At 64.8% G+C, this 24,525-nt stretch carries 28 protein-coding genes; 16 read left to right on the plus strand and 12 right to left on the minus strand.

From position 1 onward, the window contains the following. The first annotated feature begins 205 nt into the window (after nucleotides 1–205). From QW845_RS06165 to QW845_RS06175, 3 genes are all read left to right on the plus strand, one after another. Complete coding sequence (locus QW845_RS06165; RefSeq protein ID WP_315800729.1) at nucleotides 206–532, plus strand: hypothetical protein; 327 nt, start codon at nucleotides 206–208, stop codon at nucleotides 530–532. Then, nucleotides 525–737, plus strand: coding sequence for a hypothetical protein (locus QW845_RS06170; protein WP_315800730.1), 213 nt, complete (start codon nucleotides 525–527; stop codon nucleotides 735–737). Before QW845_RS06165 ends, QW845_RS06170 begins: the two co-directional genes overlap by 8 nt. Before the next feature lie 180 nt (nucleotides 738–917). Then, nucleotides 918–1,133 (plus strand): hypothetical protein, encoded by a 216-nt coding sequence (locus tag QW845_RS06175; RefSeq protein ID WP_315800731.1) that lies wholly within the window; start codon nucleotides 918–920, stop codon nucleotides 1,131–1,133. Nucleotides 1,134–1,216: 83 nt separating this feature from the next. On the opposite strand, the gene QW845_RS06180 is transcribed toward QW845_RS06175, so the two are convergent. From QW845_RS06180 to QW845_RS06195, 4 genes are all read right to left on the minus strand, one after another. Continuing rightward, nucleotides 1,217–1,915, minus strand: a complete 699-nt coding sequence (locus QW845_RS06180) for a hypothetical protein (protein WP_315800732.1) — start codon at nucleotides 1,913–1,915, stop codon at nucleotides 1,217–1,219. Between the two features lie 303 nt (nucleotides 1,916–2,218). Continuing rightward, the gene (locus QW845_RS06185) at nucleotides 2,219–2,494 is read right to left on the minus strand and encodes a hypothetical protein (protein ID WP_315800733.1); all 276 of its coding nucleotides are present in this window, start codon (nucleotides 2,492–2,494) and stop codon (nucleotides 2,219–2,221) included. A gap of 93 nt (nucleotides 2,495–2,587) precedes the next feature. Then, on the minus strand, nucleotides 2,588–2,857 hold the full coding sequence (locus tag QW845_RS06190) for a hypothetical protein (RefSeq protein ID WP_315800734.1): 270 nt from the start codon (nucleotides 2,855–2,857) through the stop codon (nucleotides 2,588–2,590). A 290-nt stretch (nucleotides 2,858–3,147) separates the two neighbouring features. Beyond that, nucleotides 3,148–3,456 carry a hypothetical protein gene (locus QW845_RS06195; protein ID WP_409997876.1) on the minus strand — a complete coding sequence of 103 codons (309 nt, stop codon included), beginning with the start codon at nucleotides 3,454–3,456 and terminating at the stop codon, nucleotides 3,148–3,150. Between the two features lie 141 nt (nucleotides 3,457–3,597). Between QW845_RS06195 and QW845_RS06200 the strand changes: the two genes are divergently transcribed. The 5 genes from QW845_RS06200 to QW845_RS06220 all read left to right on the plus strand — a co-directional run bounded on the left by QW845_RS06200 (nucleotide 3,598) and on the right by QW845_RS06220 (nucleotide 6,505). After that, on the plus strand, nucleotides 3,598–3,996 hold the full coding sequence (locus QW845_RS06200) for a metallopeptidase family protein (protein ID WP_315800736.1): 399 nt from the start codon (nucleotides 3,598–3,600) through the stop codon (nucleotides 3,994–3,996). 90 nt (nucleotides 3,997–4,086) lie between these two features. Continuing rightward, on the plus strand, nucleotides 4,087–4,689 hold the full coding sequence (leuD, locus tag QW845_RS06205; RefSeq protein ID WP_315800737.1) for a 3-isopropylmalate dehydratase small subunit: 603 nt from the start codon (nucleotides 4,087–4,089) through the stop codon (nucleotides 4,687–4,689). An 81-nt stretch (nucleotides 4,690–4,770) separates the two neighbouring features. Next, nucleotides 4,771–5,571, plus strand: a complete 801-nt coding sequence (locus QW845_RS06210; RefSeq protein WP_315800738.1) for a hypothetical protein — start codon at nucleotides 4,771–4,773, stop codon at nucleotides 5,569–5,571. Between the two features lie 111 nt (nucleotides 5,572–5,682). Beyond that, on the plus strand, nucleotides 5,683–6,099 hold the full coding sequence (locus tag QW845_RS06215) for a DUF6455 family protein (protein WP_315800739.1): 417 nt from the start codon (nucleotides 5,683–5,685) through the stop codon (nucleotides 6,097–6,099). 34 nt (nucleotides 6,100–6,133) lie between these two features. After that, complete coding sequence (locus QW845_RS06220) at nucleotides 6,134–6,505, plus strand: cytochrome c (RefSeq protein ID WP_315800740.1); 372 nt, start codon at nucleotides 6,134–6,136, stop codon at nucleotides 6,503–6,505. A gap of 4 nt (nucleotides 6,506–6,509) precedes the next feature. Here QW845_RS06220 and QW845_RS06225 read toward each other — a convergent pair whose 3' ends face one another. Then, nucleotides 6,510–7,388: a CoA ester lyase gene (locus QW845_RS06225; protein WP_315800741.1), complete on the minus strand. Its 879-nt coding sequence runs from the start codon at nucleotides 7,386–7,388 to the stop codon at nucleotides 6,510–6,512. 101 nt (nucleotides 7,389–7,489) lie between these two features. Here QW845_RS06225 and QW845_RS06230 point away from each other — a divergent pair, with 101 nt between their 5' ends. Continuing rightward, nucleotides 7,490–8,134: a carbonic anhydrase gene (locus tag QW845_RS06230; protein WP_315800742.1), complete on the plus strand. Its 645-nt coding sequence runs from the start codon at nucleotides 7,490–7,492 to the stop codon at nucleotides 8,132–8,134. Between the two features lie 66 nt (nucleotides 8,135–8,200). On the opposite strand, the gene QW845_RS06235 is transcribed toward QW845_RS06230, so the two are convergent. After that, a complete protein-coding gene (locus QW845_RS06235) occupies nucleotides 8,201–8,722 on the minus strand; it encodes a TIGR00645 family protein (protein ID WP_315800743.1) in 522 nt (173 codons plus the stop codon). Nucleotides 8,723–8,962: 240 nt separating this feature from the next. On the opposite strand from QW845_RS06235, the gene QW845_RS06240 reads away from it, so the two are divergent. Together QW845_RS06240 and QW845_RS06245 are read left to right on the plus strand one after the other, a co-directional pair. Next, on the plus strand, nucleotides 8,963–10,117 hold the full coding sequence (locus QW845_RS06240; protein ID WP_315800429.1) for an IS4 family transposase: 1,155 nt from the start codon (nucleotides 8,963–8,965) through the stop codon (nucleotides 10,115–10,117). Between the two features lie 181 nt (nucleotides 10,118–10,298). Beyond that, nucleotides 10,299–11,453, plus strand: coding sequence for an IS4 family transposase (locus QW845_RS06245; protein WP_315800429.1), 1,155 nt, complete (start codon nucleotides 10,299–10,301; stop codon nucleotides 11,451–11,453). A gap of 152 nt (nucleotides 11,454–11,605) precedes the next feature. Here QW845_RS06245 and QW845_RS06250 read toward each other — a convergent pair whose 3' ends face one another. Beyond that, nucleotides 11,606–12,640, minus strand: a complete 1,035-nt coding sequence (locus tag QW845_RS06250) for an aspartate-semialdehyde dehydrogenase (RefSeq protein WP_315800744.1) — start codon at nucleotides 12,638–12,640, stop codon at nucleotides 11,606–11,608. 114 nt (nucleotides 12,641–12,754) lie between these two features. On the opposite strand from QW845_RS06250, the gene QW845_RS06255 reads away from it, so the two are divergent. Both QW845_RS06255 and QW845_RS06260 read left to right on the plus strand, forming a co-directional pair. Next, entirely contained in the window at nucleotides 12,755–13,555 is an 801-nt protein-coding gene (locus tag QW845_RS06255) for a hypothetical protein (protein ID WP_315800745.1), read from the plus strand. Nucleotides 13,556–13,783: 228 nt separating this feature from the next. Further along, on the plus strand, nucleotides 13,784–14,167 hold the full coding sequence (locus QW845_RS06260) for a hypothetical protein (RefSeq protein ID WP_315800746.1): 384 nt from the start codon (nucleotides 13,784–13,786) through the stop codon (nucleotides 14,165–14,167). A 943-nt stretch (nucleotides 14,168–15,110) separates the two neighbouring features. Here QW845_RS06260 and leuB read toward each other — a convergent pair. Continuing rightward, complete coding sequence (gene leuB, locus QW845_RS06265) at nucleotides 15,111–16,223, minus strand: 3-isopropylmalate dehydrogenase (RefSeq protein WP_315800747.1); 1,113 nt, start codon at nucleotides 16,221–16,223, stop codon at nucleotides 15,111–15,113. A gap of 276 nt (nucleotides 16,224–16,499) precedes the next feature. Here leuB and QW845_RS06270 point away from each other — a divergent pair, with 276 nt between their 5' ends. Beyond that, nucleotides 16,500–17,696, plus strand: coding sequence for a YbfB/YjiJ family MFS transporter (locus QW845_RS06270; RefSeq protein WP_315800748.1), 1,197 nt, complete (start codon nucleotides 16,500–16,502; stop codon nucleotides 17,694–17,696). Nucleotides 17,697–17,862: 166 nt separating this feature from the next. Here QW845_RS06270 and QW845_RS06275 read toward each other — a convergent pair whose 3' ends face one another. From QW845_RS06275 to QW845_RS06285, 3 genes are all read right to left on the minus strand, one after another. After that, on the minus strand, nucleotides 17,863–18,645 hold the full coding sequence (locus tag QW845_RS06275) for a molybdopterin-dependent oxidoreductase (protein WP_315800749.1): 783 nt from the start codon (nucleotides 18,643–18,645) through the stop codon (nucleotides 17,863–17,865). A gap of 14 nt (nucleotides 18,646–18,659) precedes the next feature. Further along, nucleotides 18,660–19,313, minus strand: coding sequence for a cytochrome b/b6 domain-containing protein (locus QW845_RS06280; protein ID WP_315800750.1), 654 nt, complete (start codon nucleotides 19,311–19,313; stop codon nucleotides 18,660–18,662). A gap of 201 nt (nucleotides 19,314–19,514) precedes the next feature. Next, nucleotides 19,515–20,069, minus strand: coding sequence for a fasciclin domain-containing protein (locus tag QW845_RS06285; RefSeq protein ID WP_315800751.1), 555 nt, complete (start codon nucleotides 20,067–20,069; stop codon nucleotides 19,515–19,517). Nucleotides 20,070–20,550: 481 nt separating this feature from the next. On the opposite strand from QW845_RS06285, the gene QW845_RS06290 reads away from it, so the two are divergent. After that, nucleotides 20,551–20,910 (plus strand): hypothetical protein, encoded by a 360-nt coding sequence (locus QW845_RS06290; protein WP_315800752.1) that lies wholly within the window; start codon nucleotides 20,551–20,553, stop codon nucleotides 20,908–20,910. 18 nt (nucleotides 20,911–20,928) lie between these two features. Here the strand turns inward: QW845_RS06290 and QW845_RS06295 are convergent, their stop codons facing one another. After that, entirely contained in the window at nucleotides 20,929–22,116 is a 1,188-nt protein-coding gene (locus QW845_RS06295) for a DNA topoisomerase IB (protein ID WP_315800753.1), read from the minus strand. Nucleotides 22,117–22,494: 378 nt separating this feature from the next. Between QW845_RS06295 and acs the strand changes: the two genes are divergently transcribed. Beyond that, a complete protein-coding gene (gene acs, locus QW845_RS06300; protein ID WP_315800754.1) occupies nucleotides 22,495–24,447 on the plus strand; it encodes an acetate--CoA ligase in 1,953 nt (650 codons plus the stop codon). Nucleotides 24,448–24,525: the final 78 nt, after the last annotated feature.

Here is a 24,525-nt window from a genome sequence, read left to right on the forward strand (position 1 = left end):
CGTGTCAACGAACGTCGCCTTTGTTATGCCTGCCGACGCCTTCAACTTTGCGCCGGAAACGTCGGGATGTCCGGCCATTTATTTCGAACTGATCATCGACCTGCTGCAGTGCGAGCGGTTTACTGACTGCACTCTTCAAGGTTGCAATTCGAAGACAGGTCTCTTATGATTTGATCGGTTAGGCGCCGTCGAGCGGGAGAATCGTATGATTCATCCATTCAATGTCGATCCTCAAAATCCTTACGACGGCCCTGACTTCGACGAGTTCTGCATCGCAGAGAAGAGCTATTTGAGCGCGCGACGGGATCGCAGCGATTGCATCACCTGCGCGCTTTCCAAGCTCTGCCAGGCTGGCTTTGAACATCAAGTCGACCTTGCTGCACAAGGCAAGGACCCCAGCCTTACCAAGGATTGCCAACTCACGGCCGAAGACCTGACCGCCGAACGTCTTTTCGATGGGCTTACGGATGAACAAGTCGACTTCGTAAAAATTCATATCCCCGGACTTGCGAAGGAGCACGACAATGTCTGATCCCGCATCAATGCAACTTGAGGCCAAGAAGCAGCTTGCGAGCAAAGCCGAAGCCGTTGCGAAACATCAGTTGGAAGCCAAGCGCCAACTCAGCGAGAAGGCAGCGCTCGCGAGCAGGACTCAATTGGAAGCCAAGAAGCAGCTGATGGAGAAAGCCGATCTGACCAGCCGGATGCAACTGGCCTCGAAGAAAGCAAAGTCCTGACATTCGCAGTGATCGTGAGGTCGGTTGCTCCTGACGATGCGCTCCGGCGCACGACGTGATGATCGGTACGAATCTTCAGTGAAGTCTTGGCAGTTCGGCAATACTTTCTTAGGACCGCGGGCGCAAAATCCTACCACCGGACGCGCCGCGTCTGCAGAGGAACGTGCCGAGGAGCCTGACATGGCCGACAAGCCGGAATACGTCGACCTCATCCGCGATGCGACGCGCCAGCGCCGCAAGACACCGCCCGCCAAGATCATCGCCCAGCCGGAGGCTCCGAAGGAGGAGCGGCGGTTGTCGAACTGGCCGCCCGGCCGCTTTGCCAAATGGCGCATCGAGACGCTGGTGCCGTGGAAGCTGAGCGTGAAGAACTGGCAGTTCAAGGACTGGCTCTGATTGTCGCGCCTCACTCCATCCCCCTGAAATGAGAGAAGGGCGCCGTTGGGCGCCCTTCCTGTTTTGACGAACTTCAAGCACGATCAGTAGTAGCGCCAATGGTGGCGGTGCCGATGATGCCATCGGTGATGATGGCGCCAATGATGACCCCGCCAATGCCGGTAGTGGCAGATGCGGCGTGGCCCGTAATGGGTCCAGACGACGCGGCAGCGACGGTAGGGATAGTAGTAGCCCGTCGTATAAATCGGCGTGTAGTAGCTGCGGTAGCCGTAGAAATGACGGCGGTGATGGTGGAAGTACGGCCGGTAGGCGTAGTGCGGACGATAATGATAGCCACCGCCATGGAACACCGGCCGCGGACCGAATCCGCCATGGAATGCCGGGCCACCACCGTGGAAGGCCGGACGCGGGCCACCACCGCCGAAGGCATGTCCTCCCCCATGAAACGCGGGACTGCCGCCGCCACCCCTGAACATGGCGCCGCCGCCATGGAACGCCGGGCCACCGCCTCCGCCGTGGAACGCCGGACCGCCGTGGAAGCCGCCACCGCCCCCACCGTGGAATCCACCACCGCCGGGATGCCCGCCGCCACCGCCACCGGGGCCTCGGACCTGAACGGCCAACACGTCCGAAGGTGTCTGCGTGGCGGAGCCGGCACCGGGACTCACCGGCGACATCGCAAGCGCAGGCCGTCCGGACGCGCCCGCCAAGACAAACAGTGTGGCCGCCGCAAGACTGAGGCGACGAGCAAGACCAGCACGCTGGTCCTTCATCCTCATCATGGTCCCTTCTCCCTGAATGCTGTGCAACGATGGACCCATGCAGCGCCGATGCTGGTCGTCCGATCGGTGGATTCGCGCACCCCCATCATGAACGTAGAGATAGCGACGTGAATGCGGCATGAATGATGCACGTTGCACGCGCATCTGCGGCGTGGCGTCGCGGCGAAGGAAATGCACGGGAGCCTCTACGTCGTCCTGCAACTCAGGATCACGGATGACGGCACAACGGCTCACGTGCTGCTCGTGCGGGGACTTCGCAACTAACCACACGCAGGAAACGCAACGCGCCTTGCGGACACGGCCTCAATCGTAGAACGGCGTGAACAGAACCAAGGGTCCCGGCGGATAGGCTGGCGTGTAGTCCGTGGGACGGTCGAGATAATGCGGCACCTCTGCCGTCGCCACCACGGGCTTCGATCGGCGACCCTGCCGGCGCGGGCCAGCATCCGTGACGGTCTGACGCGCCTGCGTAACGGCGGGAGCTGCGGCGACAGGAGAGGTGGCGGCGGAACTTGCGAGCAGCATCGCCACCGTGACAATGCCGATCCCGAACCAGGTTCTGTCGACTGATGGTTTCACGGCGAATCTCGTTGCCAGCCCCATCAACATGCAGGCCCGCAAAGCGGGCCTGCATGATTTCGGTCATTGTCTCGATCGGACGGAAAGCGCGACTTACCAGCGGCCGTGATGGCGATGTCCGTAGTGATGCGGCCGCCAGTGATGACGCGGATGGTAGTAATGCCGAGGATAATAGTGGCGCCGGGGATGCCAATGCCGGCGGCCGTGCCAATGCGCCTGAGTGGTCTCCTGCGCCGTGCCCTGCTGCACCGCGGTCGCGGCGCCCGGATTGATCAGCGACAGCGCCTGCGCGCGTTCGGCGGGGGCAGCCATCACGAGAACGGCGCCAACCGCCGCGATGCCCAACAGTTTCATCACAGTCATGAACTTCTCCCTCGATCGCCTGACATCACGTCCGGCTCCGTACATTCCGCCTTGTCAGTTGCCTGAATGGCGGCCGCAGCAGCGCGACGCAGATCAGTCTCGAACGAGCGACGTGAATGGGACATGAAGACCTGCGCAGGAGCAGAATGCCGAATGTCGCGCGTGGTTCCGCCGCAGTGCGCGACATATCGGCACTGTGTCCGGACGGTAACATCAGGGCAACGTCGCGATCGATCGCGACCAGATCATGTGCGCGCCTGCCGAGCCGATCAGTGCGGGGGACCCAGGAGTCAGCCGCGTCGCCAGATGCAACTCATATGCGGGACGATCACGGTGCCGCTCGGCCGATGCTCCGGAACATAGGTGGCATCGCATACCCGAACTGCGTTCGGCCCCGGATTGAAGCGCGGCACCACGTCGGGCTGCCAATGACCCTCGTAGCGCGGATAGATCTGGATTCGTCGTTGCCGGCGCTGCGCGGAGAGATCGGTGCTCACCTCACTCTGCACGGCGCCGCGCGCGCCGACGGCCTGCTCCGCTTGCGCTGCTGCCGAGATCGAGACCACGACCGCCGCAGCCAGCGCCGCTCCGGCCAGCACCATCGACATCTGCCTCATCTGTCCCCCAACCCCCAGTTCGCGCGTCACGGTCGCCGGTTTCATCCCCTGCGTCAACCAGCTCCGCCACACATGTCATAGAACCAAGATGCAAGATGATCAAAGCCGGGCTAGAAGGCGGCAATGTGGACAGATCTGAAAGCCCCCTCGCTCGCCGACATGGAAGTCATGGCGCACGAGATGTTCGAGCGTCTGCCCGAGCATTTTCGCAGGATGTGCGAGGGCGTCGTCATCCGGGTCGACGACTTTCCGACCGAGGAGGTGCTCGACGAGATGCAGGCCGAAAGCGAGTTCGACCTGCTCGGCCTGTTTCAGGGCACGGGACTGCCGTTTCGCAGCAATGACGACCTGCCGCGCCTGCCCAACATGATCTGGCTCTATCGCCGACCGATCCTCGACTACTGGGCCGAGCACGACGAGAGCCTCGGCCACATCGTCCGCCATGTCCTGATCCACGAGATCGGCCATCATTTCGGAATGTCCGACGACGACATGGAGGCGATCGAGGCGTCCGTCGACTGACGATCCCGCCGATAGCACCGGGATTTTGACTTTATCCGTCCTGCCGTTCGGGCTAAACAGCGGCCTGCCCGTATTATCGAAGGTGCCCCGATGGACAAGTTCACCACGCTGGAAGGCGTCGCCGCGCCGCTGAAGATCATCAATGTCGACACCGACATGATCATCCCCAAGCAGTACCTGAAGACCATCAAGCGCACCGGCCTCGGCAAGGGCCTGTTCTCGGAGCAGCGCTACAAGGACGACGGCAGCGAGAACCCGGATTTCGTGCTCAACCAGCCGGCGTACCGCAACGCCAAGATCCTGGTCGCCGGCGACAATTTCGGCTGCGGCTCGAGCCGTGAGCACGCCCCCTGGGCGCTGCTCGATTTCGGCATCCGCTGCGTGATCTCGACCTCGTTCGGCGACATCTTCTACAACAACTGCTTCAAGAACGGCATTCTGCCGATCCGCGTGTCGCAGGCCGATCTCGACAAGCTGTTCGACGACGCCGAGCGTGGTGCCAACGCGACCCTGACGGTCGACCTCGCCAAGCAGGAGATCCGCGGCCCCGACGGCGGCACCGTCAAGTTCGACATCGACCCGTTCCGCAAGCACTGCCTGCTCAACGGCCTCGACGACATCGGGCTGACGCTGGAGAAGAAGGCCTCGATCGACAGCTACGAGGCCAAGCTGGCCGAGCGCGCCTGGGCCTGAGCCCCGCTGAGGGATGGTGAGTTCACGGGCCCCGGACCTCGTCCGGGGCCTTGTTTCGAGAGCAGCCCAGCAGGTCCGCCGTTGACGCGTGTAGTGCCCGAGGTCGTGACCTTCTGGCGGGGGCCGCTCGACCGGCTGCGCCAGACCTGCCTGCGGTCGCAGCTCGCGGCCGGCCACAAGGTCACGGTCTACAGCTTCGATCCGCTGCCCGGCCTGCCCGACGGGGTCGGCAATGCCGAGGCCGAGGCGATCCTTCCTTACGCATTCTCCGAACGTCTCAGGCCGCCGCAGCCTGACGGCAGCTGGCGCGATTGGACCACCTTGCAGTTCAGCGACTTCTTCCGGATGCGGCTGATGGCACAACGCGCCGGCCTCTGGCTCGATGCCGACGTGCTGCTGCTCAGGCCGGTCGAGATTGATCCGGCTCTGCCCTACTTCGCCTGGGAGCGGCCGCGGCAGCTCGGCAATTCCGTGCTCTACCTGCCGCCGGAGGATCCGATCGTCGCCGAATTCACCGCGCTGATGGCGCAGGACGAGCTGACGCCGAACTGGCTATCGCTGCGTCACCGCCTCACCTATGCGCTGCGCCGCCTGCGCGGCGGCTCCGACCGCCTGTCGGACATCCGCGTCGCCATCTTCGGCCCGGCCGCGCTGACGGCGCTCGGCCGCCGCCATGGCTCGCTACGCCATGCGCTGCCGAAGCGCAGCTTCTACGCGGTGCATGCCGAGCCGAAGGCGTTCTTCGATCCGTCCGACTTCTCCGGGTTGATCGCTGATCCCCAGATCATCGGCCTGCACATCTCGCCGAAGGGTCGCGGCGGCGAGGCGCCGATCCCCGGCAGCCTCTATGCGTGGGCAGCCGAGCGATTTGCCCCGCGCTGACCGTCGCCGCGCAGCTTTGCGGCCGGCGCAGGGCCGATTTGCTGCTTGATCTACCGCAACGTCCACGCGGCAACCCAGTGATTGATTGCGGTCAATCATCGGAGACGTGTCATGACCGTAGACGCCAAGCCCTATCCGCGGGTTCAGTTCCTGATCGATACGTTCGCGCAATGGCTCCGGCACCGGCGTGAGCTGAGCGAGCTCCGGCAGCTCGACCGCGACGATTTCGAGCGCATCGCGATGGACCTGCAGGTCACGCCGGCCGATCTCGACGAGCTGGTCCGCCAAGGCGAGCACGCCGCCGACGAGCTGCCGCAGATGCTGAAGGCGCTCGGCATCGACGAGGCCGCGCTGGGGCGCGCCGAGCCGCTGGTGCTGCGCGACATGGAGCGCGTCTGCGCCATGTGCAAGGACAAGCCGCGCTGCCATCGCGATCTCGCCGCCGGCACGAGCGCCGAGCACTACGAGGAGTACTGCCTCAACGCCCCGACCATCGACCGTCTGGGCGCCGCCGCGGTCAAGCACTGATCGCCACCTCCCTCCCGCCCAGCGGAGCTACGCGATGAGCCTGCCGAATCTGCACCGCAACACCTGGCTCCATGTCGGCGCCGCGATCCTGCTCGCGCTCGGCGCGATGCTGCTGATCCGGCTGCACAATGCCGGCGGCGTAACGCCGGCCGCCGACAGCGTGCAGGCGGGGCGCAAGCTGGCGGAGGCCTGGTGCAGCACCTGCCACGCCATCGACGCCAGCGGAGCGAGAGCCCAGACCACGACCGCCCCCGATTTCGTGGCGGTCGCCAACATGCCGTCGACGACCGAGCTGTCGCTCAAGGTGTTCCTGCAGAGCAGCCATCCGACGATGCCGAACGTCATCCTGACGGCCGAGCAGCGCGGCGACCTCGTCAACTACATCCTCAGTCTCCGCCGCATCTGACGCCTCACTTCGCCACTGCCGCGATCGCATCGGCGATCGCGATCGTGCGTCGCGCCATCTCGGCATGCAGCCGCTCGACCATACGGCCGTCGATCTGGATGGCGCCGCGCGAGGCATTCTCCGGCAGCGCGAACGCGGCAATGATCTTGCGTGCCGCAGCGACCTCGTCGGCCGGCGGGGTGAAGATCGCGTTGCACGCATCGATCTGGCCGGGATGGATCAGCGTCTTGCCATCGAAGCCGAGATCGCGGGCCTGGATGCATTCCTGCGCGAAGCCGTCGGTGTTGGCGAAATCGCTGTAAGGCCCGTCCAGAATCTCCAGCCCATGGGCGCGCGTCGCCAGGATGCAGTGGCTGATCATCGGCAGCATCGTGGAGCGGCCCGGCAGCATGCGGATGCGGGTCTCGCGCGAGATGTCGTTGGGCCCGAACACGAAGCCAGCGAGCCGCGAGCCGTCCTCGTGCACGGTGGCCGCGAGCAGATCGGCATCGAGCACGGCACGCGCCGTCTCGATCATCGCCCATACCTTCAGCGCCGGATCAGCCCCGACCTCGGCCAGACGATCCGTGACCAGGCGGAGGTCCTGGACGGTCGACACCTTGGGAACCAGGATGCCGTCGGTCGCCGCCTGTCCGGCCATGGCGACGTCGTCGCTCCACCACGCCGTATCCAGGCTGTTGATCCGGATCAGCAGTTCCCGCTTGCCGTAGCCGTCGGCCGCCACCGCTTTGGCGATCTGGTCGCGGGCGGCGGCCTTGGCGTCCGGCGCCACCGAATCCTCGAGATCGAGGATCAGCCCGTCGGCCGGCAGGTTCCGCCCCTTCTCCAGCGCGCGCGCATTGGAGCCGGGCATGAACAAAAGACTGCGGCGCGGGCGGATCATTTCGGCGTTTCCCTTGGTTTATCGGCGCGGCCCGCGATACCATTTCGGGAGCCGGCCCGAAAGGCTTGTTCCCGGAAGCCGCATGTGTTTAGGCAGGGTCCATGATCTCGTTTCCGCAACGCCTGCTCGAAGGCTACCGCGCCTTCACCACCCAACGCCTGCCGACCGAACAGAGCCGTTACCTCGAGCTCTCGGAGCGCGGCCAGTCGCCCGAAGTGATGGTGATCGGCTGCTGCGACTCGCGCGTCTCGCCCGAAGTGATCTTCGACGTCGGCCCCGGCGAATTGTTCGTGCTGCGCAACATCGCCAACCTGGTGCCGATCTATCAGCCGGACGCCAACGCGCACGGCGTGTCGGCGGCGCTGGAATATGCCGTCACCGTGCTGCAGGTGAAGCACATCGTCATCCTCGGCCATGCCCAGTGCGGCGGCATCCGCGCCTTCGTCGACAAGGCCGCGCCGCTGTCGCCGGGCGACTTCATCGGCCGCTGGATGTCGATGTTCATCAAGCCCGGCGAGGTCGTCGAGCAGCGCACGCATGAGAGTTTCCAGGACTTCGTCACCCGGATCGAGAAGGCCGCGGTGTTCCGCAGCCTCGAGAACCTGATGACCTTCCCGTTCGTGCGCAGCCGCGTCGAGGCGGGAGACCTTCAGCTCCATGGCGCCTATTTCGGCGTCGCCGAGGGATCGCTGTTCGTGCTGGACAGGGCGACCAAGGAATTCAAGAGCGCGCGCGCTGGCCAATAGCGAAGGGGGAACAGCGAGTAGCTCACCTGCCCTATTCGCCATTCGCGCCTCGCTATTCGCCGCCCATCAATGGTCGCCCGACCAGCGGTCCGACAGCGCCAGCATCAGGGTCGACACCACGAAGGTCATGTGCACGCCGACCAGCCAGGCGAGCTTGGTCGAGTCGTAGCCGGCGTCGAGATTCATGAACGCCTTCAAGAGCTGGATCGCCGAGATCGCGACGATCGAGGCGAGCAGCTTCTGCTTCAGGCCGGCGAAGTCGACCTTGGTCATCCATTCCGGCCAGTCGGGATGGCCGCCGGGATCGATGCGCGAGACGAAGTTCTCATAGCCGGAGAACACCACGATCAGCACCAGATTGCCGGTCAGGCAGACGTCGATCAAGCTGAGCACGCCGAGGATGATGTCGCTCTCCTTGGCGGACGGCAGATGAACGATATTCTCCCACAGCAGCAGCACGAACTTGAACAGCAGCACGACGAGGCTGACGACGAGGCCGACATAGAACGGCGCCATCAGCCAGCGGCTCTTGAACAGGAAGCCTTCGAGCCCGCGCTCGAGCGGACCCGGCGCGTGCTTGGCAGGCACGGGCGCTTGCGCCGCTGACTCGGTCTTGCTGCTCTCAGCCAATTTCGACCCCACCCCGAATCCGCTCGGTCATCCCACCAGGTCTCGCCCGCGAACGACCCTTCTGATTAGTGACTCCGTCATGCCCGGGCTTGTCCCACGGCTGTCCGGTTCAGACAGACTGGACATGGTGCATGGCGTGGATTCTTCTGCGGTCTTGAGCATCGCCAAATGTTCGAGACACACCAGGAAGGTCCCGCCATGCCGCATCAGAATACAGTATTCCGAGACATTCTGAAGTTGGTCCCCTGGCATCGCTTCGAGGCGCTTGTGGACGAGCATGGCACGGACGCGCGGATTCGACGGCTTTCCACCAAAGACCAATTTGTGGCGCTGCTGTACGGCCAGCTTTCGGGGGCTTCCAGTCTGCGTGAGATTGTCACCGGGCTGTCGAGCCACACCGCGCGGCTTTATCACCTGGGTGGGGGCCCTGTCCGCCGCTCGACTTTCGCGGACGCCAATATGAATCGGCCTGCGGAGATGTTTGCCGCCCTGTTGGCCATCATGATGAAGCAGGCCCATCGCCGGTTACGCCGCAAGCTTGCCGAGACGACGTATTTGATTGATTCGACCAGCGTACGGCTGACAGAAGCCAGCGCTGGCTGGGCACGGTTCTCTACCGGTGTCTGCGGTGCCAAGGTGCATGTGATCTATGATGCCGACGCCGACCGGCCGATTTATGCGGCAATCAGCGGAGCCAACGTCAACGACAATACTGCAGCGCATCAGATGCCCATCGAGCCGGGAGCAACCTACGTCTTCGATCTCGGCTATTATGAATATGCTTGGTGGGCTCAACTGGACGCCGCCGGTTGTCGAATCGTGACCCGGTTCAAATCCAATACGCCGCTGCGGGTCGTGGAGGAGTTGCCTGTCATCGCGGATGGCAACATCCTCTCCGACCGCATCGGCTTCCTTCCACAACGCCAAGCCTACAGCCGCCGCAATCCAATGCAGACTGCGGTGCGCGAAGTGCGCGTCACCTTGGAAACGGGAAAGATCCTGCGCATCCTGTCGAACGACCTCGATGCCAGCGCTCAAGAGATCGCCGACCTCTATCGTCGCCGCTGGGCCATCGAGTTGTTCTTTCGTTGGGTCAAGCAGACCCTCAAGATCACCAGGTTCCTCGGGACTTCTGAGAACGCCGTTCGTATCCAGATCGCCGTTGCCCTGATCGCCTTCCTCTTGCTTCGCCTCGCGCAAGACCTTCAGAAGGCAATCCAAAGCCCCTTGGTCTTTGCCAGATTGGTCCGCACCAACCTCATGCATCGCCGCCCCATCGATCAATTGCTCACGGGGCCACCCCAACTTGCCAAAAACCCACAACAGTTGAGCCTCGCAATATGCGGAAGCTGAACCGGACAGCCGTGGGTCAAGCCCGGCCATCCACGCCGTGCGGCGCCCTCGGAAAAACGTGGATGCCCGGGACAAGCCCACGGCTGTCCGGTTCAGGCAGGCTGGACAAGGCGCATGGCGTGGATTCTTCTGCGGTCTTGAGCATCGCCAAATGTTCGAGACACACCAGGAAGGTCCCGCCATGCCGCATCAGAATACAGTATTCCGAGACATTCTGAAGTTGGTCCCCTGGCATCGCTTCGAGGCGCTTGTGGACGAGCATGGCACGGACGCGCGGATTCGACGGCTTTCCACCAAAGACCAATTTGTGGCGCTGCTGTACGGCCAGCTTTCGGGGGCTTCCAGTCTGCGTGAGATTGTCACCGGGCTGTCGAGCCACACCGCGCGGCTTTATCACCTGGGTGGGGGCCCTGTCCGCCGCTCGACTTTCGCGGACGCCAATATGAATCGGCCTGCGGAGATGTTTGCCGCCCTGTTGGCCATCATGATGAAGCAGGCCCATCGCCGGTTACGCCGCAAGCTTGCCGAGACGACGTATTTGATTGATTCGACCAGCGTACGGCTGACAGAAGCCAGCGCTGGCTGGGCACGGTTCTCTACCGGTGTCTGCGGTGCCAAGGTGCATGTGATCTATGATGCCGACGCCGACCGGCCGATTTATGCGGCAATCAGCGGAGCCAACGTCAACGACAATACTGCAGCGCATCAGATGCCCATCGAGCCGGGAGCAACCTACGTCTTCGATCTCGGCTATTATGAATATGCTTGGTGGGCTCAACTGGACGCCGCCGGTTGTCGAATCGTGACCCGGTTCAAATCCAATACGCCGCTGCGGGTCGTGGAGGAGTTGCCTGTCATCGCGGATGGCAACATCCTCTCCGACCGCATCGGCTTCCTTCCACAACGCCAAGCCTACAGCCGCCGCAATCCAATGCAGACTGCGGTGCGCGAAGTGCGCGTCACCTTGGAAACGGGAAAGATCCTGCGCATCCTGTCGAACGACCTCGATGCCAGCGCTCAAGAGATCGCCGACCTCTATCGTCGCCGCTGGGCCATCGAGTTGTTCTTTCGTTGGGTCAAGCAGACCCTCAAGATCACCAGGTTCCTCGGGACTTCTGAGAACGCCGTTCGTATCCAGATCGCCGTTGCCCTGATCGCCTTCCTCTTGCTTCGCCTCGCGCAAGACCTTCAGAAGGCAATCCAAAGCCCCTTGGTCTTTGCCAGATTGGTCCGCACCAACCTCATGCATCGCCGCCCCATCGATCAATTGCTCACGGGGCCACCCCAACTTGCCAAAAACCCACAACAGTTGAGCCTCGCAATATGCGGAAGCTGAACCGGACAGCCGTGGGCTTGTCCCGGGCATCCACGTGGTCCTCAACATGCCGAACGACGTGGATGGCCGGGACAAGCCCGGCCATGACGACTTAGAGACAGACGATCCGACGGCCATGACGCTTACCGGGGCGACGGCGCACCGTGCGTCTATTAGGCCGCCTTCTTCTTGGCGGTGATCAGCTTGCGGTTGATCAGCACTTCCGCGATCTGGATCGCGTTCAGCGCCGCGCCCTTGCGCAGATTGTCGGACACGCACCAGAAGGAGAGGCCGTTCTCGACCGTGCCGTCCTCGCGGATGCGGCTGATATAGGTCGCGTCCTCGCCGGCCGCCTCATAAGGCGTCACGTAGCCGCCCGGCTCGTGCTTGTCGATCACGAGACAGCCCGGCGCGTTGCGCAGGATGTTGCGGGCCTCGTCGGCGCTGATCGGATTCTCGAACTCGACGTTGACGGCTTCGGAGTGGCCGACGAACACCGGCACGCGCACGCAGGTCGCGGTCAGCTTGATCTTCGGATCGAGGATCTTCTTGGTCTCCGCCATCATCTTCCACTCTTCCTTGGTAAAGCCGTCTTCCATGAAGACGTCGATCTGCGGAATGACGTTGAAGGCGATGCGCTTGGGGAACTTGTTGTTGACCAGCTCATCATTGGTGTAGACGGCCTTGGTCTGCGAGAACAATTCGTCCATCGCATCCTTGCCGGCGCCGGACACCGACTGATAGGTCGACACCACGACGCGCGTGATCTTCGCCTTGTCATGCAGCGGCTTCAGCGCGACCACGAGCTGGGCGGTCGAGCAGTTCGGATTGGCGATGATGTTCTTCTTGTTGAAGCCGGCGGCGGCGTCGGCATTCACCTCCGGCACGATCAGCGGCACGTCGGGATCCATGCGCCAGGCCGACGAGTTGTCGATGACGACCGCGCCGGCGGCGCCGATCTTGGGCGACCACTCCTTCGACACCGAGCCACCGGCCGACATCAGGCAGATGTCGACATCGGCAAAATCGTAGTGCTCGAGCGCTTTGACCTTCAGCGTGCGGTCGCCATAGGACACCTCGACGCCGACGCTGCGGCGTGAGGCCAGCGCCACGACCTCGTCGGCGGGGAATTGGCGCTCGTCGAGAATATTGAGCATTTCCCGTCCGACATTGCCGGTCGCGCCGACCACTGCGACTTTGTAACCCATCGTTCACTCTCCGAAGAAATAAGGCCGGCCGCGTATGTCAGCGGAAACCGAAGCGGCAGCGCTTCTATGCGAGAAACGTCCCTGACACAACGTTACCACGACGTCTCGCATTCGATGCAGTCCAATTCGGCCAGAACAGCCGCAGCGCCCCGATCCGGGTCCGTCCTGCAAGGGCTCAAGAGCTTCGCGGACGAGGTCTGCGGCACGTTTGCGCGCCTGTTCGCCTATGTGGGGGCTCTGGCGCTGATCGCCATGCTCGGCGTGGCCGGCTGGAACCATCTCGACCGCGGCGATGACACGCCCGGCCGCGCCGGCTGGACCTTGGCCGACGCCGCAGTGCCGGCGTTCTCGCTCCGCCTCACCGACCAGCCCGACAGGACCGCCACCTATACCGTGCTCACCCACCCCGAAGGCGGCCGCAAGGACGTGCTGCGCTGGGGCGAGCCCGCCGATCGGCCGACTGCCGAGCTCGAGGTCTACCGGTTCGGATCGGAGCGCGATGCCAGGCGTGATCCGCGGGCCGATCTCGCGGTCCGGATGGGGCGCAGCACCGCCTCCGAACTCGAGACCGCGGGCGTGATCGACAGCCGGTTCGGCCCAGTCGGCCTGGTGCGCCGGGCCGGGGCGCCCGAGGGCGCCGGGGCCTGCCTCGGCTTTCTCAAGACCATCGCCGAGCCGAGCTTGCGGATCTCCGGCTGGTCGTGCCAGGGCGTGACGATGCCGGCGCGCCGCGCCATGGTCGGCTGCATGCTCAACCGGCTGACCCTGCTGGCGCCCGACCGGCACCGGGCCCTGAGCCAGCTGTTCACGGGGTCCGATCAGCGGCGCGGCGGCTGCGACGAACCCGCCGTCGCCACCGGCAGCCCCGATTGGGTGACGTCGACCGCCAATCCGAGGCTGCGCGGCGCGCTGTGAATGTCCGCCTGCGTCCGGATGTTGCTGGGCGTGACCGCGCCCCATTCGGGCGTCCGCATCGGCAGCCAAGTGACGGATTTTGATGCAACTTTCCCGCCACAGCGGGAATTTATCTTAAGTGCGGCCGCGGGAATGACCTTGTGATGCCACAGCCGACCCAGATATTGTGCGGGCCAAATCATGCGCATGGCGAGCGCCCGCCCCTTTTGGCGCGAGGAAGAGGACGTGATGATCGAATTTTCTGCTGCGACCCGGGTCAAGGCCTTGGCGGTGATCGCCGCGACCGGCCTTGCCGTCACGTCTCTTGCCGTCGCCTCGGCCGATGCCGCCCCCGCCAAGCGCCGCGTCACGACCACCTATAGCAGCGGCAATCCGAACTACTCCTACCAGTCCGGCCCGCGCACCCGCATCTACATCACCCGCCGCTCCTTCCTCGACGGCGGCACCGAGGTGCTTCCGGGCGACCGCAAGTTCTCCGACTATGCGTTCCCGCCGGCCGTCGGCTATCCCTCCTTCGCGCGCGAGAACCTGAACCGGCCGATCGACCGCCAGCCGCTGATGGCGCCGTCCGATCTCGGCGGCTACCCGACCCGGATTCCGATCCCCTACTGAGGACGGCCGCGTCATCTGATCACCGAGGCCGGGCTCTGCCCGGCCTTTTGCTTTTGAGCACGCCTACATCGCTCTCTCCTCTCGTCATTGCGAGGAGCGCAGCGACGGAGCAATCCAGACTGCCCCAGCGGGGGGATTCTGGATTGCTTCGCTGCGGTCGCAATGACGGTGACATGATGCTCTGTTCTCGCGGCGCTGGTGCGTCCGAGTGATGCGATGAATTCCGCCCTCATTGGAAGCGAGGGCGCAGGGAAGGCCGAGCCTCGGCTGAGGCCCGTGGCCCCCGTGCGGAAAGAATGCACGGGGCAGGAACCACAGGTACAGCCGGACCGACCCGGCCTTCCCTGCGCGATGGTTTTCACGCTTACTCTGCGCTCTCCCCGGTGTCCGGCCTGTTAGCCACCGTCGTCGTCGGGATCATCGCCCTTCCGACTTGGCGCCAGCATCGGGGCGCCAGGACCACGCAGCTTCACGTCCGCAAGAGCCTCGTTCGTCCGCATGCCCAAGGACATGCTGCGGGCCCTCGCGGCCACCGCATCCCCGCCTCACGCCTCGTGACGATCGCGAAACGCCCCTCGCTGGCGAGACGGGGTAGGGATGAGAAACCATGGATTCTGGAAAAACGAAAGAAGAATTTTCGGTGCGGTCAGGGCGGCAGAACCCATCGGATTGATTGCGCTGGCGAAATGAGTCTTTCGACGCAGCCGAATCCGGGCTGAAAAATGTGCGCTCAAGCGTGAGAGGCCACGTCGATCGCGCGAACGACAAACTGATTTGCCCGACGAGCAGGCGGGCTACGCCGGGGTGCGACGGCGATTCGAGCCCGCGCTGATGAGTTGATCGAGCTATATCAGCAACGACGGTGCCCTCCCCTCCCCGCGAGGGGGAGGGGAGCAGACTGTCAGCGTGGCGAGAGCCCGGCTGAAATGAGCACTCGCTCCAACTATGCCGCGAGCTTCTCCAGCTCCTTGATGATCGCCTCGCCCATCTGCGTAGTCGAAGCGGGCGTCGAGCCCTCGGCCTTGATGTCGGCGGTGCGCAGACCCGAGGCCAGCACGGCGGCGATGGCGGCGTCGAGCTTGTCGGCGAGCGCGCCCATGTCGAAGGAGTAGCGCAGCGCCATGCCGAACGAGGTCAGCATCGCGATCGGGTTGGCGAGACCCTTGCCGGCGATATCCGGCGCCGAGCCGTGCACCGGCTCGTACAGCGCGCGGCGCTTGTGGGTCTTGGCGTCGACCTCGCCGAGCGAGGCGGACGGCAGCATGCCGAGCGATCCGGTCAGCATCGCCGCGATGTCCGACAGCATGTCGCCGAACAGATTGTCGGTAACGATGACGTCGAACATCTTCGGGTATTTCACCAGGTTCATGCCGCCGGAATCGGCGAGCTGGTGCTCGAGCGTGACGTCCTTGTACTCGCGATTGTGGACCGCGGTGACGACCTCGTTCCAGAGCACGCCCGACTTCATGACGTTGCGCTTCTCCATCGACGTCACCTTGTTCTTGCGCTTGCGCGCGAGGTCGAAGGCGACGCGGGCGATGCGCTCGATCTCATAGGTGTCGTAGACCTGGGTATCGATCGCGCGCTTCTGACCGTTGCCGAGATCGGTGATGGTCTTTGGCTCGCCGAAATACACGCCGCCGGTGAGCTCGCGCACGATCATGATGTCGAGGCCCTCGACGATCTCGCGCTTCAGGCTGGAGGCATCGGCGAGCGCCGGATAGCACACGGCGGGACGCAGATTGGCGAACAGGCCGAGATCCTTGCGCAGGCGGAGCAGGCCCGCCTCGGGACGCACCTCGTAGGGAACGCCATCCCATTTCGGACCGCCGACGGCGCCGAAGATGATGGCGTCGGCCGCCTTGGCCTTGTCCATGTCGGCTTCCGAGATCGAGGCGCCATGAGCGTCATAGGCGGCGCCGCCGACCAGGCCGTCCTCGGTCTCGAACGAGGCCAGTCCCTTGGCGTTGAGCCAGCCGATCAGGCGCTTCACCTCGGCCATCACTTCGGGGCCGATGCCGTCGCCGGGCAGCAAAAGGAGCTTCTGGGTCGCCATGGTCGTTGTCCTCACGGGGCTTGTCATGCCGGGGCATTGCGCGGGCATCCATCCTTGGGATGGCTGGATTGCCGGTCTGCCTCGAGCGGATCGAAAGCAGGCGCCCGGCAATGACGGGATCTCTCAAAACGGCGGAGTGCTAAAGCCCTCCTGCGCCGTTGGCAAGCCACCATTGCCGGCGCACCACTTCTGTCGCGGCGAGGCGGGCGGTAATGTGCGCGAAAATCGCGGCCGAATAGCATGAATTGCCGGCCGATCGCCGCGCCGGAGCATGTCTTGCCAGCCTCCCCATCCGACCCGACACCGGCCCACCCGGCGTTGACCAACCTCACGCTGTCGCTGGGTCCGATCATCGGTCTCGGCATCGGCCGCTTCGCCTACGCGCTGGTGCTGCCGGACATGCGGGACAGCCTGCATTGGTCATACTCGGCGGCCGGCTTCATGAACACGGTCAACGCCGCCGGCTATCTCATCGGCGCGCTGATCGCCGCGCAGCTGGCCCGGCGCTACGGCGGCCTGGCCGCAGTGCGCGGCGGAACGCTGGCGGCGCTGGCCTCGCTCGTGGTGTGCGCCATGACCGGTGACTTCATCGCGCTCAGCCTGGCGCGGCTCGTGACCGGCATCGGCGCCGGCGTCGCGCTGGTGGCCGGCGGCGCGCTGGCGGCGCGGGTCGCCCTGGCGCGGCCGGCGCAGGCGAGCTTCGTGCTGAGCCTGTTCTATGCCGGGCCGCCGCTCGGCATCGTCATCTCCGGCCTGATCGCCCCCTTCGTGCTGCAGGCCTTCGGGCCCGGCTCATGGTGGATCGTATGGGCCGTGCTCGCCGCGGTCGGCGCGGTGCTGATCGGGCCGCTGCTCGCGATGCGGCTCCCGGCGAACGCCGCCACGGCGGAGACCCGCACCGACCGCGTCTCGCTGCGGCCGATGGCGATCTATCTGTTCGGCTACTTCCTCTACGGCGCCGGCTATATCGCCTATCTCACCTTCATGATCGCGTATGTGCGCGATCTCGGCGGCGGCGCCGCGGCGCAATCAGGCTTCTGGTGTCTCATTGGCCTCGCCGGCTTCACCACGCCCTGGGTGTGGCGGCGCGTGCTGGCGCTCGACCGCGGCGGCTGGCCCACCGCCCTCATCCTCACCATCAACGCGATCGGCGCCGCCCTGCCCTCGCTCAGCCATTCGCCTGTCATGCTGACGCTGTCGGCCGCTGTGTTCGGCATCGCCTTTTCGACCGTGACCACGGCCACCACCGCCTTCGTGCGCTTCAACCTGCCGCAGAGCGCCTGGCCGGGCGCGATCGCCGCGCTGACCATCTCGTTCGGCGTCGGCCAGACGCTCGGACCCTTCGCCGTCGGCGCGATCACCGATGCGATGGGAAGCCTGACCTACGCGTTGAACGTTTCAGCCGCGCTGCTGCTGCTGGGCGCGGTGATGGCGGCGATGCAAGGCAAGCTGAAGCGCTCCGACCGCACCTAGCTCACGGTGTCGTCCCGGCGAACGCCGGGACCCATACCGCGGAAGCTATCGAGGGATGCGGCTGCCAGTTGCCTGCCTCATAACCCCCTGTGGTTATGGGTCCCGGCGTTCGCCGGGACGACAGCGAAGTGTGTCGCGCGCAGCTCGGCCTCAAGCGGACCGACGCTCAGCTCCCGCTGAACGAATTGTACCCCTGATCCTCCCAATAGCCACCCTTGTAGTCGTTGGTGACCTCCATCGCGACGACGTATTTCGGGTTCTTGAAGCCGAGCTTGGTGGGGACGCGGATCTTCATCGGGTAGCCGTAGGCGCGCGGCAGGATCTGGTCGGCGTATTTGAAGGTCATCTGGGTCTGCGGATGCAGCGCGGTGCGCATGTCCAAGGGCGAATTGTAGCCGTCCTTGTCAGCGCAGTTGAACCAGACATATTTCGCGCTGATATCCGCGCCGATCAGCTTGAGGAAGTCGCGCAAGGGCGTGCCGGTCCAGGAGCCGATCGCGCTCCAGCCCTCGACGCAGATGTGGCGGGTGATCTGCGTCACCTGCGGCAGCGCATGCAGCTCGTCCAGCGTCCACGACTTCTTGTTGTCGACGAGGCCGCGCACCTCGAGCTTCCAGTCAGCGGCATCGATCTCCGGCGCCTCGTCGAGCGTGTAGTAGGCATTGAACGGGAACGGCTTGGTGATCGCGCTTTCCGGAAAGGTCGGCGCCAGCGCGTCCGGATTGAACATCCAGGCCTGCACGGCGTCGTTGAACTTCGACACCTTCTTGAGCAGCTCCTCCGCCGTGTCGCCGTCGACGACGTCGCAGCCGGTGAGCAGGGTCAGCGCGCCCAGGCTGGCGCCGCCGGTGAGGAAGCGGCGCCGGGTGAGGTCGGGCATCACCTTCAACGAGTCCTTGATCAGGAGCCGCTTGTCGACGCCGGGAATGAGGAACGGACGCTTGGCCATGATACTCTCTCCTCTCAGCGACCGATGATCATCGCGCGCAGGCACTTCGGCACCAGCAGCGCGAGCAGGATGTGGATCACCAGGAAGGCGCAGATCAGCGCCATGCAGACGAAATGGACGTAGCGCGCGGCCGGATAGTCGCCGAACAGGCTGACCAGCCAGTGCAGCTGGACCGGCTTCCACATCGACAGGCCGGTGAGCACGACGACGATGCCGATCCCGATGATGCCGAGATAGAGCAGCTTCTGCACCGCGTTGTAGACGGTGAGGTCGTCATGGGCGAGCTTGAAGGTCAGCGCGGCCTTGAGGTCGGCGATGACGGACGCCGGCGAGACCGGCAGCAGCTTGCGGCGGAACCGGCCGGTGGCGAGACCGGTGACGAGATAAGCGAGCCCGTTCAGCATCAGCAGCCACATCGCCGCGAAGTGCCACAGCAGCGCGCCGCCGAGCCAGCCGCCGAGCGTGAAGCTGCGGTCGAAGCGGAAGTCGAACAGCGGCGAGGCGTTGTAGATCTGCCAGCCCGACATGATCATCATGATCATCGCGACGGCGTTGATCCAATGCATGACGCGCACCCAGGCCGGCTGAATGACCTTGGTCGCGACTCCAGTTGCAGGTCCCCCGGTCGCCGCGAGGGTCGAGGGGGCGCCGGTGGTGGCGCTCGTCATGGCGGTCGGCTCCGTCGCTTGCATTCGTCACGGTCATTATACGCCGGCTCGGCGGGCCCCGTTACGCTCCGGCGCCGATCAAATCGATACGTGAAAACTATGGCGTTCACAAAAAAGCGAGCCGGGGGTGGGCCCGGCTCGCTCCTGGTCACATCCGCGAGGAGGAGGAAGAAACGGATGTGTCCGGTGTCGCGCCGGGCCTCACGACGCCGGCATCAGCACGGTGTCGACCACGTGGATGACGCCGTTCGACTGGTTGACGTTGGGGATCGTGACCATCGAGGTGCCGCCCTTGGCGTCGACGATCATGACGTTCTTGCCCTCGCGCTTGACGGTGAGCTGCTCGCCCTCGACCGTCTTCAGCATCTGGCCGTCCTTCAGGTCGGACGCCTCGAGCTTGCCGGGCACGACGTGATAGGTGAGGATCTTGGTCAGCGTCGCCTTGTTCTCCGGCTTGACGAGGCTGTCGACGGTGCCGGCCGGCAGCTTGCCGAACGCGGTGTTGGTCGGCGCGAACACCGTGAACGGTCCCTTGCCTTCCAGCGTCTGCACGAGGCCCGCGGCCTTCACCGCGGCGACCAGCGTCGTATGATCCTTCGAGTTGACCGCGTTCTGGATGATGTTCTTCGACGGGTACATCGCCGCACCTCCGACCATCACGGTCTTCTCCTCGGCGTGCGCGGGCGCGACGACGATCGAGGTCAGCGACAGCGCGCTGAAGGCGGCGGCAGCGAGGAAGGCAATGCGCTTGGACATGGGTAGCTCCCTAATGAAGACGGCGGCAGAGCCGCACGATGAGTTCGACTGCGACATCGATGCGTTGGAGAGCGCTGTTGCTCTCGCGTCGTGTCGGGCCGAGCTACGCCGCGTTCGGAAGCGAGTTTCGGCGCATAATTTAACGTGATCCGTGAAACCTGCGGCGATCGAGATCGTCTCGCCGACTCATTGAACGAGAACTGCGCCGCAATGTCGCAGCCTGCTGCGAACTGATCAGCTCTCTGTCGGTCATTGGCCGAGGCCGATGACCGATCACCGTCGCCATTAACTACAATGCGAGCCGAGCCCGGCCGAACCTGCCGAAAATATTGCGAGTAAGACTTTCTTAAGGTTGATTGGTCGGCACGGCGCCGGCTGCGGGAAGGGGACGTCCCGCACTGTCCGGCGCGATCGGCGGGGGTTTCCTACAGTGAACAGAACGATCTGGATTGCGGGGTTCTGCCTCGTGATAATCTGCTGCTTGCTTGCAACGAAGATGGTGCTCGCCGCGGCGACGCCCGGCGACATGAGCGACACGACCTCGTCGCTGATCCGCGAGCCCATTCCGGGCGTTGATACGCTGAGCGAGACGGATCGCAGCTTCGCGACACAGCCGATCGAGTACAACGAGGACGTCTATCTGCCACTGGTCTCGCGGGCCGTGCGGGCGGAAGGGCGTAGCGCGTCGCCGGCGCGCCGGGCGAAGGCGTCCGGCAAAGCCGCTGTGCTGCGGCCGGTCAAGCGCAATCCGCAGCCCGTGAAGACGTCGGCGGCGTCGTGCAAGCAGCTCGACCCGATCGCGCGCTTCCTCGCCTCGGCGAAGATCGGGCCGCGGTGCTAGGCTTGATCGTTTGAGGCGTCAGGCCGAGACCGCCGTCACCACTTGCGCCAGCAATTGCTCGCGCCGCGTCTGCGAGCGCTGGCCCTTCATGGTGGCGGCGAAGCGTTCGAGAATGCCGTCCTCGAACGCCGTGACGATGGTGTCGTGCACGTAGCTCTTGCGGCAGATCGCCGGCGTGTTGGTGAGCTCGTCGGCGGCGGCGCGGATCGCTTCCAGGATCTGCTTCTTGCGGCCGCGCGCGCTCGCCGCCGGCGTGATCCGCGACAACGTCTCGAGCGCGACGGCCGAGGCCATCAGCGTGCGGAAATCCTTCAGCGAGATCTTGATGCCGGCGATCTCGCGCAGGAAGGCGTTGACCTGTGTGGTCGAGACCGCGCGCACCACGCCCTGGGCGTCGCGGTATTGGAACATGCGGCGGCCTGGCACGCCGCGCAAAATGCCGACGGCCCGCACCAGCTTGGCGGCGTCGCATTCCTTGCGCACGGCCTTGCCGCCCTTGGCCTTGAAGGTCAGCACCAGGGAGTCATCCTCGAGCGTGACGTTCGACTTCAGCAGTGTGGTGGCGCCGCGCGTGCCGTTCAGCCGCGCATAGGATTCGTTGCCGGGACGGATCGCGGTGCGCGCGATCAGCTCGATCACGGCCGCCAGCGCGAACTCGCGCGTCGGCTCGTCGCCGGCGAGATGTTTCGACACCGCGCGGCGGATGCGCGGCAGCGCGCCGACCAGCTTGGCGAGACGATGCGCCTTGGTGTGCTCGCGCACCTTCTCCCAGTCGGCGTGATAGCGGTATTGCAGCCGGCCGGCGGCGTCGACGCCCACCGCCTGCAGATGCAGGTTCGGATCGGGGGCGTAGCGCACCTCGCGATAGGCCGGCGGCACCGCCATCGCATGCAGGCGGCGAATGGTGCCGGCGTGGCGGATCGGGGTGCCGTTGGCGCGGATGAAGGTATAGCTCTTGCCCCGCCTGATGCGGCGGATGGTCAGCGCGGTCTGGTCGCCGAGCTTCAGCCCGATGCGCTTGGCGAGTTCCTCGACCGAGGTCTTGGCGTTGCCTTGCGCGTCGGCGGTCTTGGCGTGGGCCAGATCCTTCAAGCTCAGCTTGCGGCGTGGCGGCTTGGGCGGCCACTGGCCCAGCGCTTTCGCGAGCGCGACCTCGGGATCGGCCGGGCCGACCCGTGGGCTCTCGAAATTCTGCTGGTCCATCATTGCTTTAGACGCCCTGCCGTCGTTTTCATCCGCTCAATGCCCCGGAGTCCGGTTTGGTTCCGGCCGGGTTATCCACAGCTTCAAGGCGATTTAGGGCGTGACGGGCCGGATAGCGAGTCCCTAATTTTGGGCAAAGCGGTTTCAAAATACCGGTGCCCGCCCCGATTCCGGGTAACCTTGATGCGGCAGACTGTAGCGACCTCCGAGGCGCGGCCGGCGCACGCAACCTCCGCGCACAATTCTTTGATCCTGCGCAGACCACCTCCCCGCCGAAGGTCCTACTTGTCTTGCCTTGTCGCCGCCGGTTACGCGGACGCATAGTGGGAACAACGATGGCCTGCGCGGGATCGACGGCAGGCCGCATGTGGAGGGTGTGAAATGTCCGAGAAGATCTACGACGTTCCGGCCGAGTGGGCGAAACGCGCCTTTGTCGACGACGCGAAGTACCAGGAGATGTACGCGCGCTCGATCAAGGACCCCAACGGCTTCTGGGCCGAGCAGGCCAGGCGCGTCGATTGGGTCAAGGCGCCGACGAAGATCGAGAACGTCTCCTACGCACCCGGCAACATCTCGATCAAATGGTTCGAGGACGGCGTCCTCAACGCCGCCTATAACTGCATCGACCGCCATCTCGCCACCCGCGGCGACCAGACCGCGATCATCTGGGAAGGCGACGACCCCTCGCAGTCGAAGCACATCACCTATCGTGAGTTGCACGACGAGGTGTGCCGGATGGCCAACATCCTGCGCAACCGCAACGTCAAGAAGGGCGACCGCGTCACCATCTATCTGCCGATGATCCCGGAGGCCGCCTATGCGATGCTGGCCTGCGCCCGCATCGGCGCCATCCATTCGGTGGTGTTCGCCGGGTTCTCGCCGGACTCGCTCGCCCAGCGCATCAAGGACTGCGATTCCAAGATCATCATCACCGCCGACGAGGGCCTGCGCGGCGGCCGCAAGGTGCCGCTCAAGGCCAATGTCGACGCGGCGCTGAACAAGGTCGACAATGTCGACTGGGTCGTCGTGGTCAAGCGCACCGGCGGCAAGATCGAGATGAACCCGAGCCGCGACCTCTGGTATCACGAGGCCGCGGAGATGGTGACGACCGAATGCCCGTGCGAGCCGATGCATGCGGAGGATCCGCTGTTCATCCTCTACACTTCGGGCTCGACCGGCCAGCCCAAGGGCGTGCTGCACACCACCGGCGGCTATCTCGTCTACGCCGCGATGACGCACCAATACGTGTTCGACTATCACGAGGGCGACGTCTACTGGTGCACCGCCGACGTCGGCTGGGTCACCGGCCACAGCTACATCCTCTATGGACCGCTGGCCAACGGCGCCATCTCGCTGATGTTCGAAGGCGTGCCGAACTATCCGGACAATTCGCGGTTCTGGAACGTCATCGACAAGCACAAGGTCAACATCTTCTACACCGCGCCGACCGCGATCCGCGCGCTGATGCAGGGTGGCGACGGGCCGGTGAAGAAGACCTCGCGCGCGTCTCTGCGCCTGCTCGGCTCGGTCGGCGAGCCGATCAATCCGGAAGCCTGGGAGTGGTATCACCGCGTCGTCGGCGACGACCGCTGCCCGATCGTCGACACCTGGTGGCAGACCGAGACCGGCGGCATCCTGATCACGCCGCTGCCGGGCGCGACCAAGCTCAAGCCAGGCTCGGCGACGCGGCCGTTCTTCGGCGTCGTGCCCGAGATCGTCGATGCCGATGGCAAGACGCTGGAAGGCGCGACCGAGGGCAATCTCTGCCTCACCCGCTCCTGGCCGGGCCAGATGCGCACCGTGTACGGCGATCACGCCCGGTTCGAGATGACCTACTTCTCGACCTACAAGGGCAAGTACTTCACCGGCGACGGCTGCCGCCGCGACGCCGATGGCTATTACTGGATCACCGGCCGCGTCGATGACGTCATCAACGTCTCCGGCCACCGCATGGGCACCGCCGAGGTGGAGAGCGCGCTGGTCGCGCACGCCAAGGTCTCGGAAGCGGCCGTGGTCGGCTATCCGCACGACATCAAGGGCCAGGGCATCTACGCCTATGTCACCCTGATGGCCGGCGAGCAGCCGAGCGAGGAGCTGCGCAAGGAGCTCGTCGCCTGGGTGCGCAAGGAGATCGGCCCGATCGCCTCGCCCGACCAGATCCAGTTCGCCCCCGGCCTGCCCAAGACCCGCTCCGGCAAGATCATGCGCCGCATCCTGCGCAAGATCGCCGAGGACGAGCCGGGCGCGCTCGGCGACACCTCGACCCTTGCCGATCCCGGCGTGGTCGATGATCTCGTCCAGCACCGGCAGAACCGCAAGGAGAAGCAGGCCTAGCGCATGTCCGCTGGACCTCTCAGGAGACGGTTGGAGAACGCGGCCCGGCTGGGCTGCGTTCTCCTCGCTTTGGCGGGC

Source organism: Bradyrhizobium sp. SZCCHNS3002, from assembly GCF_032377435.1.
In the GTDB taxonomy this organism is placed as follows: domain Bacteria; phylum Pseudomonadota; class Alphaproteobacteria; order Rhizobiales; family Xanthobacteraceae; genus Bradyrhizobium.

What these genes read in the sequence shown, in the direction of transcription:
- QW845_RS06165 (WP_315800729.1), top strand. Translation starts at nt 206, where the DNA reads ATGATTCATCCATTCAATGTCGATCCTCAAAATCCTTACGACGGCCCT.
- QW845_RS06170 (WP_315800730.1), top strand. Translation starts at nt 525, where the DNA reads ATGTCTGATCCCGCATCAATGCAACTTGAGGCCAAGAAGCAGCTTGCG.
- QW845_RS06175 (WP_315800731.1), top strand. Translation starts at nt 918, where the DNA reads ATGGCCGACAAGCCGGAATACGTCGACCTCATCCGCGATGCGACGCGC.
- QW845_RS06180 (WP_315800732.1), bottom strand. Translation starts at nt 1,915, where the DNA reads ATGATGAGGATGAAGGACCAGCGTGCTGGTCTTGCTCGTCGCCTCAGT.
- QW845_RS06190 (WP_315800734.1), bottom strand. Translation starts at nt 2,857, where the DNA reads ATGACTGTGATGAAACTGTTGGGCATCGCGGCGGTTGGCGCCGTTCTC.
- QW845_RS06200 (WP_315800736.1), top strand. Translation starts at nt 3,598, where the DNA reads ATGTGGACAGATCTGAAAGCCCCCTCGCTCGCCGACATGGAAGTCATG.
- leuD (WP_315800737.1), top strand. Translation starts at nt 4,087, where the DNA reads ATGGACAAGTTCACCACGCTGGAAGGCGTCGCCGCGCCGCTGAAGATC.
- QW845_RS06215 (WP_315800739.1), top strand. Translation starts at nt 5,683, where the DNA reads ATGACCGTAGACGCCAAGCCCTATCCGCGGGTTCAGTTCCTGATCGAT.
- QW845_RS06220 (WP_315800740.1), top strand. Translation starts at nt 6,134, where the DNA reads ATGAGCCTGCCGAATCTGCACCGCAACACCTGGCTCCATGTCGGCGCC.
- QW845_RS06225 (WP_315800741.1), bottom strand. Translation starts at nt 7,388, where the DNA reads ATGATCCGCCCGCGCCGCAGTCTTTTGTTCATGCCCGGCTCCAATGCG.
- QW845_RS06230 (WP_315800742.1), top strand. Translation starts at nt 7,490, where the DNA reads ATGATCTCGTTTCCGCAACGCCTGCTCGAAGGCTACCGCGCCTTCACC.
- QW845_RS06240 (WP_315800429.1), top strand. Translation starts at nt 8,963, where the DNA reads ATGCCGCATCAGAATACAGTATTCCGAGACATTCTGAAGTTGGTCCCC.
- QW845_RS06245 (WP_315800429.1), top strand. Translation starts at nt 10,299, where the DNA reads ATGCCGCATCAGAATACAGTATTCCGAGACATTCTGAAGTTGGTCCCC.
- QW845_RS06250 (WP_315800744.1), bottom strand. Translation starts at nt 12,640, where the DNA reads ATGGGTTACAAAGTCGCAGTGGTCGGCGCGACCGGCAATGTCGGACGG.
- QW845_RS06255 (WP_315800745.1), top strand. Translation starts at nt 12,755, where the DNA reads ATGCAGTCCAATTCGGCCAGAACAGCCGCAGCGCCCCGATCCGGGTCC.
- QW845_RS06260 (WP_315800746.1), top strand. Translation starts at nt 13,784, where the DNA reads ATGATCGAATTTTCTGCTGCGACCCGGGTCAAGGCCTTGGCGGTGATC.
- leuB (WP_315800747.1), bottom strand. Translation starts at nt 16,223, where the DNA reads ATGGCGACCCAGAAGCTCCTTTTGCTGCCCGGCGACGGCATCGGCCCC.
- QW845_RS06275 (WP_315800749.1), bottom strand. Translation starts at nt 18,645, where the DNA reads ATGGCCAAGCGTCCGTTCCTCATTCCCGGCGTCGACAAGCGGCTCCTG.
- QW845_RS06280 (WP_315800750.1), bottom strand. Translation starts at nt 19,313, where the DNA reads ATGACGAGCGCCACCACCGGCGCCCCCTCGACCCTCGCGGCGACCGGG.
- QW845_RS06285 (WP_315800751.1), bottom strand. Translation starts at nt 20,069, where the DNA reads ATGTCCAAGCGCATTGCCTTCCTCGCTGCCGCCGCCTTCAGCGCGCTG.
- QW845_RS06295 (WP_315800753.1), bottom strand. Translation starts at nt 22,116, where the DNA reads ATGATGGACCAGCAGAATTTCGAGAGCCCACGGGTCGGCCCGGCCGAT.
- acs (WP_315800754.1), top strand. Translation starts at nt 22,495, where the DNA reads ATGTCCGAGAAGATCTACGACGTTCCGGCCGAGTGGGCGAAACGCGCC.